14 protein-coding genes and 1 pseudogene are annotated in these 14,376 nt (G+C 41.5%); 8 read left to right on the forward strand and 7 right to left on the reverse strand.

The features are described 5' to 3' along the window. Nucleotides 1-123: 123 nt before the first annotated feature. On the reverse strand, nt 124-1,356 hold the full coding sequence (locus HWQ38_RS30630) for a patatin-like phospholipase family protein (RefSeq protein ID WP_292801382.1): 1,233 nt from the start codon (nt 1,354-1,356) through the stop codon (nt 124-126). 143 nt (nt 1,357-1,499) lie between these two features. Then, the gene (locus tag HWQ38_RS30635) at nt 1,500-2,819 is read right to left on the reverse strand and encodes a dihydroorotase (protein ID WP_292801384.1); all 1,320 of its coding nucleotides are present in this window, start codon (nt 2,817-2,819) and stop codon (nt 1,500-1,502) included. A gap of 169 nt (nt 2,820-2,988) precedes the next feature. Between HWQ38_RS30635 and lepB the strand changes: the two genes are divergently transcribed. From lepB to HWQ38_RS30665, 6 genes are all read left to right on the forward strand, one after another. After that, a complete protein-coding gene (gene lepB, locus HWQ38_RS30640; RefSeq protein WP_292801386.1) occupies nt 2,989-3,630 on the forward strand; it encodes a signal peptidase I in 642 nt (213 codons plus the stop codon). Nucleotides 3,631-3,888: 258 nt separating this feature from the next. Further along, a complete protein-coding gene (locus tag HWQ38_RS30645) occupies nt 3,889-4,197 on the forward strand; it encodes a hypothetical protein (protein WP_292801388.1) in 309 nt (102 codons plus the stop codon). Between the two features lie 540 nt (nt 4,198-4,737). After that, a complete protein-coding gene (locus HWQ38_RS30650; RefSeq protein WP_292801390.1) occupies nt 4,738-8,724 on the forward strand; it encodes a magnesium chelatase subunit H in 3,987 nt (1,328 codons plus the stop codon). 53 nt (nt 8,725-8,777) lie between these two features. Then, nucleotides 8,778-9,353 carry a Uma2 family endonuclease gene (locus tag HWQ38_RS30655; RefSeq protein ID WP_292801392.1) on the forward strand — a complete coding sequence of 192 codons (576 nt, stop codon included), beginning with the start codon at nt 8,778-8,780 and terminating at the stop codon, nt 9,351-9,353. Nucleotides 9,354-10,198: 845 nt separating this feature from the next. After that, complete coding sequence (locus HWQ38_RS30660) at nt 10,199-10,411, forward strand: hypothetical protein (RefSeq protein WP_292801394.1); 213 nt, start codon at nt 10,199-10,201, stop codon at nt 10,409-10,411. Between the two features lie 125 nt (nt 10,412-10,536). Then, nucleotides 10,537-11,835, forward strand: coding sequence for a DNA sulfur modification protein DndB (locus tag HWQ38_RS30665; protein ID WP_292801396.1), 1,299 nt, complete (start codon nt 10,537-10,539; stop codon nt 11,833-11,835). A 192-nt stretch (nt 11,836-12,027) separates the two neighbouring features. Here HWQ38_RS30665 and HWQ38_RS30670 read toward each other — a convergent pair whose 3' ends face one another. From HWQ38_RS30670 to HWQ38_RS30685, 4 genes are all read right to left on the reverse strand, one after another. Further along, nucleotides 12,028-12,249 (reverse strand): hypothetical protein, encoded by a 222-nt coding sequence (locus HWQ38_RS30670; RefSeq protein WP_292801398.1) that lies wholly within the window; start codon nt 12,247-12,249, stop codon nt 12,028-12,030. Nucleotides 12,250-12,325: 76 nt separating this feature from the next. Next, nucleotides 12,326-12,745 (reverse strand): PIN domain-containing protein, encoded by a 420-nt coding sequence (locus tag HWQ38_RS30675; protein ID WP_292801400.1) that lies wholly within the window; start codon nt 12,743-12,745, stop codon nt 12,326-12,328. Further along, nucleotides 12,736-12,999, reverse strand: a complete 264-nt coding sequence (locus HWQ38_RS30680; RefSeq protein WP_292801402.1) for a hypothetical protein — start codon at nt 12,997-12,999, stop codon at nt 12,736-12,738. The genes HWQ38_RS30675 and HWQ38_RS30680 overlap by 10 nt, the downstream gene beginning before the upstream one ends. Nucleotides 13,000-13,257: 258 nt before the next feature. Continuing rightward, nucleotides 13,258-13,383 carry a hypothetical protein gene (locus tag HWQ38_RS30685; RefSeq protein ID WP_292801404.1) on the reverse strand — a complete coding sequence of 42 codons (126 nt, stop codon included), beginning with the start codon at nt 13,381-13,383 and terminating at the stop codon, nt 13,258-13,260. Between the two features lie 57 nt (nt 13,384-13,440). Here HWQ38_RS30685 and HWQ38_RS30690 point away from each other — a divergent pair, with 57 nt between their 5' ends. Together HWQ38_RS30690 and HWQ38_RS30695 are read left to right on the forward strand one after the other, a co-directional pair. Continuing rightward, nucleotides 13,441-13,638, forward strand: a complete 198-nt coding sequence (locus tag HWQ38_RS30690; protein ID WP_292801406.1) for a hypothetical protein — start codon at nt 13,441-13,443, stop codon at nt 13,636-13,638. Continuing rightward, nucleotides 13,622-13,951, forward strand: coding sequence for a type II toxin-antitoxin system PemK/MazF family toxin (locus tag HWQ38_RS30695; RefSeq protein WP_292801408.1), 330 nt, complete (start codon nt 13,622-13,624; stop codon nt 13,949-13,951). Before HWQ38_RS30690 ends, HWQ38_RS30695 begins: the two co-directional genes overlap by 17 nt. 37 nt (nt 13,952-13,988) lie before the next feature. Here HWQ38_RS30695 and HWQ38_RS30700 read toward each other — a convergent pair. Next, nucleotides 13,989-14,376, reverse strand: a pseudogene (locus HWQ38_RS30700) (hypothetical protein); the annotation flags it as partial.

Below are 14,376 nucleotides of genomic sequence, written 5' to 3' on the forward strand. Positions count from 1 at the left end.
TCCTATATTCGTTGACATTAATATGCCTACGTAGATGCACTAGTGGTGTGTGCCATTATTTTTGATAGGCTGCAAGATCGCCGACTTCTTCAAGAAGTCGGGGATTTGACCACCGCTAATTACTCAGTTATCTGTGATGAAAGAGGCAATCGCCTTTTTTGTCTGAGGACCGGAGTCGTCTCTGGTATAGTATGTAAGACCTTGATCAATGAATGCAGAGGTAGTATCTATTAACTGCTGAACAAACTCCGAACTAGTATTATCTATTTCTTCACTGACTTTTTCGCCTATAAATCGGTTTTTTCGGTCTTCTGGAGCTAATATAATCCGAGGATCTTTATAAGTCTCTTTTGGCTTGGGTTCAAATGTCTCATTTAAGTCAAACTGAAGACGTAAGTAACGTTTAGAATCGTATCCGCCCATGATTTGTCGGCAAATTGTACTAGCAATTTCAGATGTAGGTTCTATAAAGATATTAGTAAGATTTTTTGCCCAGTCGAAGCCTCTCCATTTGCTTATTTGTTTATATTGATATGGTTCACCAGTTTGACCTGTGCCAATAGAAAGAATAGAAATATCTTCCAATCGCAGATTCTCAAGTTTATATTTTTGTTTGATTGTTGGAGAGACTGAAGACTGACTGATCCTCATAACTAGACTCAAAGCTCCAAGAGAAGGGTTATTAGCAGAAACTCCTCCATCAATGTGTGGGAATTCCCAATCACCAAATTTTTCTTTATTTATAGGTTCTAATTTATATGGTGGAAAAAAAGTGGGAGCTGAGGCAGAAGCGGTACATATCTCCCATAAATAACAGTCATCATACCATCTGTCTCCTAGATCGGGATGACAATTTGTAAAAAAGGTTGTATTGCGATATAGCGTATCGTAAGCAAGAATCAAAATAATCGGTTTGTCAATATCTTTTATTCTTGTAGATTTATACGCATCTTTGAGGACGCTAATAATTCCATCATGAGAATATTTAGGTGGTGAAAGTACATTCAAAATGGATTTTATGATGGGCGGTAAGTTTTGATAGCGGTCTTTTCTCTGCTGCGGAAATATATCTTTACCCCGTTCTTTATACAATTTAATTAGTTCATCACTCTCCTTCCCAACAGCAATACCTCCTGCTAATATTGAACCCGTAGAAGTACCAGCAATCAGGTCAAAGTATTCATGTAAAAAGTTTCCTTTACCCTGATTTCTAATTTCTTGTTCTACTTGTTGAAGTATTCGGGCTGCAATGATTCCACGAATACCGCCACCGTCTAAAGTCAAAATTTTGAAGGACATTTGGTTAAAAGGGTAAAGAAGGAACAACAAGGATTTTCGCGTTTTACCTTTAACCAAACACCGCATTGATCTAGTCTTGGCTCTGGTAGATGAAAATCTTGCCAGCTCAAGTATGACTTTGATGTATAGTTATTTGTCTACTACATAAGCTTAAATAAATATTTCTCTAACCAAAGTTGAGGTCGATTCTCGATCACGACTCATAAGAAAGTTAAAGCTTGACCCCGCACTTGCGTATTTACCTGGCCTTTGTCATAAACTATCTCACCGCCGACAATGGTGGTTGTAGCCCAGCCGGTGAGGTTCCAACCTTCAAAGGGACTCCAACGGCATTTGGTTAAAAGTTCCTCGCGCCGGACTGGACGGTATGTATTTAAATCTACAAGCACTAAATCGGCATCGTAACCAGGTGCGATCGCTCCTTTATTGGGAATACCATAAGCTACAGCTACTGCTTTCGACATCCAGTTCACAACTTGAGCCACGGTACACTGTCCCTGCATCGCCGCAGTTAACATCAAAGCTAGGGAAGTTTCTACCCCAGGCATTCCCGAAGGACTATTGGGGTATTCTTGAGCTTTTTCTTCTAAGGTGTGCGGCGCGTGATCTGTAGCGATGAAATCAATCACGCCATCGCGCAAAGCTTGCCAGAGAACTTTGTTATCGTGGGGCGATCGCAACGGTGGATTCATCTGTGCTAAAGTACCAATTGTTTCATAAGCACTAGTATTCAACAACAAATGCTGTGGTGTCACCTCTGCTGTCACCCAACTAGGTTTATTCTGTCGCAGCAAATCTGCTTCTTCAGCCGTTGACAGATGCAGAATATGCAGACGCCGTTGATATTTTTGAGAAAGTTTTAATGCCAATTGGGTTGCAAGTATTGCCGCTTGATTATCTTGAATTTGCGAGTGAACGGCTGGATCGTGAATATTGGCAAATTCTTGGCGGCGTTGGTTAATTCTACCTTGGTCTTCGGCATGAACGGCAATCAAGCGATCGCCTTTAGCAAATATCGCAGAGAGTGCTGTTTCCCCATCAACCAGCAATTGACCATGCATCGACCCCATAAAAATCTTAATTCCCGGTGTTGGCTTTGCCAAAAGCAAATCTGGTAAATTCTCTGCTGTTGCCCCAATAAAAAAGCCATAATTAACCAAGCACTTCTGAGAGGCACGTTCTAGTTTGTCGTCTAAAGCCTGCTGTGTCGTTGTCAGGGGGCGCGTATTAGGCATTTCCAAAAAGGAAGTAACTCCGCCTTTAGCACAGGCACAACTGGCGGTAAATAAATCTTCCTTGTGTTCTAGTCCCGGTTCCCGGAAATGTACCTGCGGATCAATGACTCCCGGCAACAAAGTTAAGCCTTCTGCGTCAATTTCAGTGGCTAGTGCTGTTTGGGAGATTTCTGGCGCAACTTCGACTATTTGGCGATCGCGCGTCAACACATCCCCAATCATCAGTTCACCATTGGGTAAGATTATGCGAGCGCGGCGAATCAGGAGAATTTGTGGAGATGACATAGGGATAATTAAAGTTCAGGCAAAGAGCTATGTATTACAGAGAACTATGCTTTGAGGTTAAACTGAGTTGCGATCGGAGTAACCATTAAAGTTTTCCCGTTAAGATTAACAGATAAAGTCTCACTAGGCGAGTTAATTACCTACATCTTTGGTTCAGTTAAGTAATTTCATGCATAATCAAGTGTCTGATAACAATTCTAGTCAACAACCTGATAATTCTTGGATCGCAGAGCTAGGTAGAACAATTGTATTGAGCATTGTTCTAGCTCTGGGAATTCGTACCTTTGTTGCTGAAGCACGCTGGATTCCTTCTGGATCGATGGAACCGACTCTGCATGGTACGCCAAACCAGTGGGAGGCAGACAAAATCATTGTCGATAAGTTGAAATATAAATTTGCTAACCCGGAGCGGGGAGATATTGTAGTATTTTCCCCGACACAAGAACTACAAAAAGAACAATACCAGGATGCTTTTATTAAACGTGTAATTGGCTTACCTGGAGAAAAAGTACAACTTAAGGATGGCAAAGTTTATATCAACAACAAACCCCTTCCAGAAGGCAATTACCTTAGCTCTGGGCAAAGCACAGTCATTGATGTTTGCCAATCAGGGCCACAGCCACCTTTTTTGGCGAAACTCCAGACTATACCAGCCGATTCATATTTAGTACTAGGTGACAATCGTAACAACAGTTATGATGGCCGCTGCTGGGGTCTTGTCCCCCGCCAGAATATTATTGGACGTGCTGTAGTTCGCTTCTGGCCTCTAAATCATATTGGCGGAATAGATAAATCGCCACTATATCCATAATTAAGAATATTAGTAAGGTGGATAATTACAGCTATTTTCAGGTAAACAGACCAGGCGGTCGGGGCACAGAAAAAGCTCATTGGTGTCAACTTAAGAAGATTTTGCCCAAATTTGTTGAGTGTAAGCGTCAATCTCAAGGGTGGCGCTTACGCCTAGTTTTGACTAATCCAAATTAGTGGAGTTGTAATTTTTTGTACGAATCTAGTTGAGAACTATGATAAAGCGTTTGAAACACGAGTGCGTCATGTACATTTTTTAATGCCAGATTTTGCGTGTAAAATAGAAATTTGGAAAAGGCATTTTCCCGCAAAAATGCCACTAGCAGCAGATGTTTCTCCTGAAAGACTGGCTCAATTTGAAGATGTTTGCGGAAGAGACATCAAAAATGCCGTTATCGATGCTGCAATGAGAGTAGCAAGAAAAGGCAAGCTTTCTGTTGAGCTAAGTGATTTACTTAACTCAATTAATAGAATTAAATCAGCGAGAATTAATATTTTGCAATCAGATGATTTATCTCCACAGACAAGAGAAAAAATTAGCCAGCAGTTAAAAGAAGCTCTATCTTAAAAAAAGCTAGAAAATAAGTAATCTGTTAGCTCATTCTCCTCAAAAAAATCGGGTTTCTACTTTTTAATGTTGAGATTCTCTAAATTTAATCTGAAATAAATCCGGTTTCTCTAGCCAATGCTTTGTGCTGTGCGTAGCTTGCTTCTCCGAGGATTACGCCAAAGTTCCCTTACCCTAGAAGATTAAGGCTAGACTCACAAAAGCTGCGATCGCACTGTAAAAAATACTTAATCAACCCGCTTATGCGGGTTTTGTTTTGTAAATAAGAAGATAATATCTTTAAATAACTATTTAACTATTAAATTTAGTATTACAAAAAATTTACAAAATAGTGAGCAAATACTTTTATACACAGTAAATAATTACAAAGAAATATTTCGTTTTTTATATCGATTTGTGTCAGATAGACGATAAAATGCCCATTGGGTAAGCGTTTTCTGATAAAAAACACATATTGCCTAAAGTTCAGAAGTTAACTGTGGCTGATGATGCCGCTAAAAACTTCCAGTAGAGAACACGCATCAAAGGAGCCGAAGAAGCATGTTCACACACGTCAAGTCCACCATTAGACACATTGCGCCTGATGACTTACGCGGACGTAATTTAATCAAGGTGGTCTATGTCGTGCTAGAGTCCCAGTACCAAAGTGCTTTGTCGCAAGCGGTTCGCACGATTAACGCGAACAATCCCGACTTGGCGATTGAAATCAGTGGGTACTTGATTGAGGAACTCCGCGACCCAGAGAACTACCAGGAGTTCAAACGAGAAATTGAGAGTGCGAATATCTTCATCGCTTCCCTCATTTTCATCGAAGACTTAGCACAGAAAGTAGTAGCAGCAGTAGAACCACACCGCGATCGCTTGGATGTTTCTGTTGTCTTTCCCTCGATGCCAGAAGTCATGCGCCTAAGTAAAATGGGCAGCTTTTCTCTGGCACAGTTGGGTCAGTCAAAAAGTGCGATCGCGCAATTCATGCGGAAACGCAAAGAAAAATCCGGTGCGGGATTCCAAGATGGGATGCTAAAGCTTTTGCGAACGCTGCCGCAAGTGCTGAAGTTTTTACCAATGGATAAGGCACAGGATGCCCGAAATTTCATGCTCAGTTTTCAGTATTGGCTAGGTGGTTCTCCAGAAAACCTGGAAAACTTCTTGCTAATGCTAGCTGATAAATACGTATTTAAAGGTTTAGAGAAACAAAATTTTGCACCTTCTACATATCAACAGCCGGTGGTTTATCCCGATTTAGGGATTTGGCATCCTTTGGCTCCCAGTATGTTTGAAGATGTCAGAGAATACCTGAATTGGTATACATCTCGCAAGGATATCTCTAATGATCTCAAAGATCCCTTAGCTCCTTGTGTTGGGTTGGTATTGCAACGCACTCACCTAGTTACAGGGGATGATGCCCATTATGTCGCAATGGTGCAGGAGTTGGAAGCATTAGGCGCACGGGTATTACCAGTTTTTGCTGGTGGCTTGGATTTCTCTAAGCCTGTGGATGCCTACTTCTACGAACCAACTACCAACATACAGTTAGTAGATGCAGTCATATCACTGACTGGTTTTGCTTTAGTGGGTGGACCAGCCAGACAAGATCATCCCAAAGCAATCGAGTCACTCAAACGCTTAAACCGTCCTTACATGGTGGCGTTACCTTTAGTATTCCAAACCACAGAAGAGTGGATGGATAGCGATTTAGGGTTACATCCAATTCAAGTAGCTTTGCAAATTGCGATTCCCGAATTGGATGGGGCAATTGAGCCGATAATTTTATCAGGTAGGGATGGAACTACAGGGAAAGCGATCGCACTGCGCGATCGGGTTGAAACTGTGGCCGAACGCGCCTTAAAATGGGCTAACCTCCGTCGCAAGCCGAAGCTGGATAAAAAAGTTGCCATCACCGTTTTCAGTTTCCCGCCAGATAAAGGCAACGTCGGAACCGCCGCCTACTTGGATGTATTCGGTTCCATCTATGAGGTGATGAAAGCCCTGAAAAATAACGGCTACGACTTGCCAGAATTGCCAGAATCCGCCGAGGCGTTGATGCAAGAAGTTATCCACGACGCCCAAGCGCAGTACAACAGCCCGGAACTCAACGTTGCTTACAAAATGTCGGTTCCTGAGTATGAGGCGCTGACCCCCTACTCTCAACGCCTAGAGGAAAACTGGGGTCCACCTCCCGGACATCTCAACAGCGATGGGCAAAACCTGCTGATTTATGGTAAGCAATTCGGTAACGTCTTCATTGGTGTACAACCGACATTTGGTTACGAAGGCGACCCGATGCGGTTGTTGTTCTCCCGTTCAGCTAGTCCTCACCACGGTTTTGCTGCTTACTACACTTACCTAGAGCAAGTTTGGCAAGCTGATGCTGTACTGCACTTTGGTACCCACGGTTCCTTAGAATTCATGCCAGGTAAACAGATGGGGATGTCTGGTGATTGTTATCCAGATAACTTAATTGGTTCAATTCCTAACCTGTATTACTACGCAGCGAATAATCCGAGTGAGGCGACAATTGCTAAACGTCGGAGTTATGCCGAAACAATTTCTTACTTGACACCGCCGGCAGAAAACGCTGGTTTGTATAAAGGTTTGAAGGAACTCAGCGAATTAATTGCTTCCTACCAAACTTTAAAAGATAGTGGACGCGGTGTTTCCATTGTCAACAGCATCATGGATAAATGCCGGATCGTGAATCTGGATAAGGATATTAACCTGCCAGAAACGGATGCCAGAGACATGAGTGCCGACGATCGCGATAATATTGTTGGCAACGTTTACCGCAAGTTGATGGAAATTGAGTCGCGGTTATTGCCTTGTGGTTTGCACGTCATTGGGAAACCTCCAAGTGCAGAAGAAGCGATCGCAACTCTCGTGAACATTGCTAGTCTAGATCGTCAAGAAGAAGGAATTCAAGGCTTACCAGGAATTATCGCCAACAGCATTGGGCGTAAGATTGATGATATTTACCAAAATAGCGATCGGGGCATTTTAGAAGATGTCCAGTTATTGCAAGATATCACCTTAGCAACCCGTGCAGCAGTTAGCGCCCTTGTGCATGAGCAAATCGACGCCGAAGGGCGAGTTTCTCTGGTTTCTCGGTTGAATTTCTTCAACATGGGTAAAAAGGAACCTTGGGTAGAATCATTGCATAAAGGAGGTTATCCCAAAGTTGACACAGCCACACTCAAACCCCTATTTGAGTATTTGGAATTTTGCCTAGAGCAAGTTTGTGCCGATAACGAACTAGGGGCATTACTCAGAGGCTTGGAAGGTGAATACATCCTACCAGGCCCTGGTGGCGATCCCATCCGCAACCCGGATGTATTGCCCACAGGTAAGAATATCCATGCCCTCGACCCCCAATCCATCCCAACAACAGCAGCAGTACAATCAGCCAAAATCGTTGTAGACAGGCTCTTGATCCGTAATAAGGCGGAAAACGAAGGTAAATGGCCAGAAACCATCGCCTGTGTCCTTTGGGGAACCGATAACATCAAAACTTACGGCGAATCCCTAGCGCAAATTATGTGGATGGTGGGCGTGCGTCCAGTTCCCGATGCCTTGGGACGGGTGAACAAGTTGGAATTGATATCTCTAGAAGAGTTGGGACGCCCCAGAATTGATGTAGTAATCAACTGTTCTGGTGTATTCCGCGACTTGTTCATCAACCAAATGAACCTGCTAGACCAAGGCGTGAAGATGGCGGCTGAGGCAGATGAACCCTTAGAAATGAACTTCGTTCGCAAACACGCTTTGCAGCAAGCTGAGGAAATGGGGATTAATCTGCGTCAAGCAGCGACGCGTGTTTTCTCCAACGCTTCTGGTTCCTACTCGTCAAATATCAACTTGGCGGTAGAAAACAGCACTTGGGATAGCGAAGCCGAGTTGCAGGAAATGTATCTCAACCGGAAATCCTTCTCCTTCAATTCCGATAACCCCGGAATCATGGACGAATCCCGGCAGATTTTTGAAAGTACATTGAAAACTGCTGATGCAACTTTCCAAAATCTCGATTCTTCCGAGATTAGCTTAACGGACGTTTCCCACTACTTTGATTCAGATCCCACTAAGCTGGTGGCAAGTCTGCGCGGTGATGGTAAAAAACCAGCATCTTACATTGCAGATACAACCACAGCTAACGCCCAAGTGCGGACATTATCAGAAACCGTGCGTTTGGATGCGCGTACCAAATTGTTAAATCCCAAATGGTACGAGGGGATGCTGTCTCACGGTTATGAAGGTGTGCGCGAACTATCCAAGCGGTTGGTGAATACCACAGGTTGGAGTGCGACAGCCGGCGCTGTGGATAACTGGATTTATGAGGATACTAACGAAACCTTCATCAAAGATGAAGAAATGCAGAAACGGTTGCTGAACCTTAACCCCCATTCTTTCCGCAAGATTGTATCAACTTTGTTGGAAGTGAATGGACGCGGTTATTGGGAGACTAGCGAGGATAATTTAGATCGTCTGCGCGAGTTGTATCAAGAAGTTGAAGACCGGATTGAAGGGATAGAATAGTCCTTATAGGGCAGGCATCTTACCTGCCCTAATCTTCAATCTAAAATGCCCCAATGAATGCTTTAACCGTCAACCTTAAACCTGTGCTGGAATTGACAGATGAGCAGTTTTTCCAGCTTTGTCAAGCAAACCGCGATTTGAGATTTGAACGCACTGCAACCGGAGAACTAATTATCATGCCACCAACCGGGGGAGAAACCGGAAATCGTAATGCTGGGCTAACTGCTCAACTTTGGATTTGGAATGAGCAATATAAAATGGGTATTGCCTTTGATTCCTCCACAGGTTTTAAACTTCCCAATGGTGCAGATCGTTCACCTGATGCTTCTTGGCTGAGACTGGAACGCTGGAATGCACTGACTCAAGAACAACAAACAAAATTTATACCACTTTGTCCTGATTTTGTTGTTGAGTTACTTTCGCCAAGTGATAGTTTGAAAGTTGCTCAGGAAAAGATGAGGGAATACATAGATAATGGTGTGCGTTTGGGTTGGTTAATTAATCGGAAATTGCGGCAAGTGGAGATTTATCGGCAAGGCCAAGAGGTTGAGGTGTTGGAATCGCCTGTTACTTTGTCAGGAGAAGATGTTTTACAGGGGTTTACTTTAAATATTGAAGCGATTTGGTAACTGAATAACAAAAAATTAATAAAAACACGTTTGTTTGATAAATCTTAATATAATCTAAAGACCTGTAGAGACATTATGTGTTAAGTCTCTATGGATCTTTTTGTATAAATAATACTAAGTAATATTACTTAGACTTTTGAAGTACTGTTCTGATCTTCCATTCTCATGAAGAGCAAAAGTAGCAATATTAAAAACATTTTACCTGTTTGTACAAACAGGTAAAATCTAATCGTAAAAGCTTGTCTAGTAGTTTTTTAATAAAAATGATGATAATTTTACAGAATACACATATCTCGTGTACAAAGTTGACATCCAGTTTTATTCTGGTATACTGACCTGCAATGCTACTATAAATTTATCAAATCAAAAGTTATGCTTATGAATAATAAGCATAAATATAGAAAAATATAAATTATTAATCCTTAGAGAAATTAATTAGGTGATATTTTGAATCGCTAATTACTTACAAATGTTGCCTAATAAGTCAAGTATTAACATTTAATATGTAATATTTTTGTAAAAATTTAGTATTCAAAGAATTTCCTTAAAATTAACAAAGCAATAAACCCAAAGTTAATTTTAATTTTTTGATAAAACTGATAATATATTTACATCTAACTTTTTTCTACATATGAGCAAGGCCATTTTAAAGGTTTCCAATCTATGATTTTTCAGTTGGATATTTTTATTAACTCAGAACTATCGAGAATTGGGCTGTAAAAAAAGAGCTTGGCGACTTTCCGTAAAAGCCAGATATTTATATAACTTGGCATTTACTAAAAAGCTTGACATTGATCTTCCTGTTTGATAGTATACATATCATTTAAATGCCCAAGAACATGAAAGTGACAATAGAAATCTCAAAAAATTCAAAAGAATACTTGGTAGCTCTAGCGATCAGGATAAAAAAACGTATGGGAATACAGCAGTTTATTTCGTTTAAAGACATGGATGTAGCTCAAATACAAGAATGGATTAAAAACGCTGATAAGATCATTCCAGGTATTGTCCTGAAAGAATTGCAAAATTCTCCTCATACAGTCGAAATCAACTACTAAACTATTTTTTCCAAAATAGTTTTTTTTGCACGTCATTAAATAGTATCACGCATTATTTTTAATAAAAATAAATTTAAACGTGCTATGTTTGTACAAACATAGCACGTTTAGTTTGGAGGTAGTTAATGGCTTTAGTCATCGCCGGTATAAAAGGACGAATGGGTGACACCAACTTTTATCAAGCAACGATAAAGGCTCGTGACCTAGTGCAAGGAGTACGTGCAGCAAACGAACTCGATGAATGGACAACAATGAGCATTGAGGATCGATTGCAAAGGGAACCTGACCTTAAAAGAATTCAAGAACAAATTGCTCCTTACATTGCTGAAGCGAAGGATCGTTTCTTCGGTTCCATGATTGTGCTTGTTTATAAGGGACAGATTAATTTTGAGAGCATCAAAAAATGGGTGGGTGAAGAAGCCCCGCACGTTTACAGATCCGTGGCAGATAATATAGGTGTCATTACTGTTGAGGGCGGCGCTCTGATTATGCTCGATGGTCAACATCGCCTTCTAGCTCTTGAAAAAGTGGTCAAAGGCGAAGTAATAGGAGAGTACCGTGAGCAAGTACCAAACGATGATGTTTGCGTCATTTTTCTCGCTCACGAAAGCAATGAAAAAACGCGGCGTATCTTCAATAAAGTTAACCGCTATGCTAAACCAACTAGTCGCGGTGACAATATTATCACCAGTGAGGATGACCGCAGCGCTATCATTGCGCGAAAATTACTAAGTGATGGTGCTCCACTAGGTGTGAGGGTCAAAGGTAGTAGTGATGTAATCGTTGAGTGGAAGAACAATACTATTGCAGTTCGTAGCACAAAGTTGACAACTATAAGTGTTGTCTACGAAACAGTAAAGCTTATTCTTAGCGATAATGGTGTGCCCAATGATACTACCTCTCGCCCTTCAGAAGAGGAACTGGAACAATATTATGAATATGTTGAAAAGTTCTGGAATAAAGTGCTTGAGGGGTTACAGGCTTACCAGAAGGCACTATCTGACAGCAGCAAAATTCCAGAAATGCGTAAGGATGACCACCCATACTCACTACTATTTAAGGCAGCTGCACAGATTGCTTTATTCAAAGGTCTGATCGCAGCAACACGTAAGAATCGTATAAGCCTTGAAGAAGCTGTGCGACGGGCTGATAAAATTAACTGGGCTATGTCTTTACCTGTTTGGAAAAATGTGCTTGTAACTCCAGGGGGAACAATGGCTAGGGCACAACAAGCACAGAATTTAGGAGGAAAACTCATTGCATACTTAATTGCATCTGACAAAATGACGGAAGAAGAAACTGCACAGATCCAACGAGAATACAGCAGCGCACATGGAGTAGATATTAATGACCCTGATGTTAAATTAATGCCTTTACCTAAGCCTGTGGTAGAGCCAGTAGAAGTTGTAGAACCTTTAGTATAAATGCAGGAATGGATTGAAACTGCTCAAGAACTAGCTCCTTCAATTCCTGAACTGAGTGACCGTTTGATGTCTGCCTAATTGATGACAATATGAAGTGCGATCGCATTGTTTTTGAGGGTTTCTGCAAGGCGATCGCTTTATTTTTGAGGTTTTCTGCAAGGCGATTGCTCACTCTTTGACAACAGGCGATGTCTAACGACAAGCCACTACACATTTACGCTTTATTTTTGAGGTTTTCTGCAAGGCGTAGGCGTAGCCCGTCGTAGACATCGCACTCATTCTTCCACAACAGGTGATCGCTTTATTTTTGAGGTTTCCTGTAAGGCGTAGGCGTAGCCCGTCGTAGACATCGCACACTCTTTCACAACAGGCGATCGCTTTGTTTTTGAGGTTTTCTACAAGGCGATCGCTCACTCTTTCACAACAGGCGATCGCTTTGTTTTGAGGTTTTCTACAAGGCGATCGCTCTTTTGTTAACTATTATTTATCTTTAGGGGAAAATCTCAAAGCTATCACAGTGCTGAGGTCGATATAATCTAAAATCTCGTTGATCTAAAGTAAGTATTTTTTTAATACCATAGCGTTCAGCTATCGCCATAACACTTGCATCTACAAAATCAATCCGACTATCTGCATATTTATCCAAGATTTCCGCCACACGAATTACATCTTGGTCTGTTAAAGCTACTAAACTAAATCGACTCGCAGATAGTCCTTGCAAAAAAGCTACTACTGTCGCTACACCTGCATTACGTCCTACCAAATAAGCTAATTCTGCCAATACTGTTTGTGGTAACAGAATTTGTTTTTGTTGTATATATATTGTTGCAACAATACTGTGCATTGCATCCGAACGGTTCAACAATGCTACAACAAAACCCGTATCAGCTACTGGTAAGGTTATTTCCACGTCCAACCAGATTTTTCAGTAATCTCCTGTTGGAGAATATCTTCTGAGTTTATAGCCAAATTAGGTGTTCCTGCAAATAAACCAATTAATGGGTCAGACAAACCATTATCAACTGGTTCTAGCAATTGGGTTTCGAGATACAGCCTAACAGCTTCACTGACAATTGATTCAGGAGATTGTCCTCGTTTACTAGCTAGATTTGTAACTTTTTCAAGTAAAGTCTGTTCCGGTTTCCAGTTAAATGTAGAATCCACAAGATAACTTTTTTTGTTTAGTGATAAATGATATTCTAACAAATAAAGGTGTAATGATCGTTATCATACTTTTTTGTCTTAAGTCAAATATACACATAGCGATACCTACGGTAAGCTATGCTAATGTGCCACTCTTCCCCAACATGCGATCGCACTCACTTTTCCATAACACGCGATCGCATTATTTTTGAGGTTTTCTGTAAGGCGTAGGCGTAGGCCGTCGTAGACATCGCTCACTCTTCCATACAGGCGATCGCATTATTTTTGAGGTTTTCTGTAAGGCGTAGGCGTAGGCCGTCGTAGACATCGCTCACTCTTCCATACAGGCGATCGCATTATTTTTGAGGTTTTCTGCAAGGCGTAGGCGTAGCCCGTCGTAGACATCGCTCCTCATAAACTATCGAAGCATAAAATTAAAGCATAACTATTCATAAAACAGATATGCTAAAAACGCTTTGGGCTACTGTTCGGCATGGAAAAATCGAATTGCTGGAGTCAGAGGAATTACCAGAAGGGACAAGAGTGTTAGTGACGCTGCTTCCTGATGATGAAACTGAATTTTGGCTTCAAACCAGTCAAACATCACTCTCATCAGTTTGGGATAATGCTGAGGATGATGTCTATGCCCAACTACTCTAAAAATGACATCATTTTGGTTCAGTATCCCTTTTCAGATTTGTCCAGTTCAAAAGTTAGACCTGCTGTTGTTGTAAGTGCGCCACATGTTTCTCAAGACATCCTAATTACACCCTTGACGAGCAAAACTGGAGCATTGCTAGAAGGTGAGTTTGTCTTGTCCGAATGGTCAGCAGCAGGGCTAAACGTGGCTACAGCAGTCAAGAGAGGTTTATACACAGTGCATAAAAGCTTAGTTGTAAAAGTGATTGGCAAGTTAGCTGATGCTGATGCTGAACTGTTAGAACAATCTTTGCGGTGTTGGTTGGGGTTGTGATAGTATTGGCAACTTTGCAAAATTGAGAATTGAACGCCTAAACAAAGCGATACCTACGGTGAGCTACGCTAACGCACTCACTCTTCCATATAGGCGATCGCTTAGTTTTTGAGGTTTTCTGTAACGTGATACCTACGGTGAGCTTCGCTAACGCACTCACTCTTCCATACAGGTGATCGCACCTCTCTTCCACAACAGGCGATCGCCTTATTTTTGAGGTTTTCTGCAAGGCGATCGCATTTGCTATTTTGGTGACAGCATTTGCTATTTTGGTGACAGCATTTGCTATTTCGGCGACAGCATTTGCTATTTCGGCGACATCATTTGCTATTTCGGCGACATCATTTGCTATTTCGGCGACAGCATTTGCTATTTCGGCGACATCATTTGCTATTTCGGCGACATCATTTGCTATTTCGGCGACA

The sequence above is a fragment of the Nostoc sp. NMS7 genome (genome assembly GCF_017115085.1).
Classification (GTDB): domain Bacteria; phylum Cyanobacteriota; class Cyanobacteriia; order Cyanobacteriales; family Nostocaceae; genus Nostoc.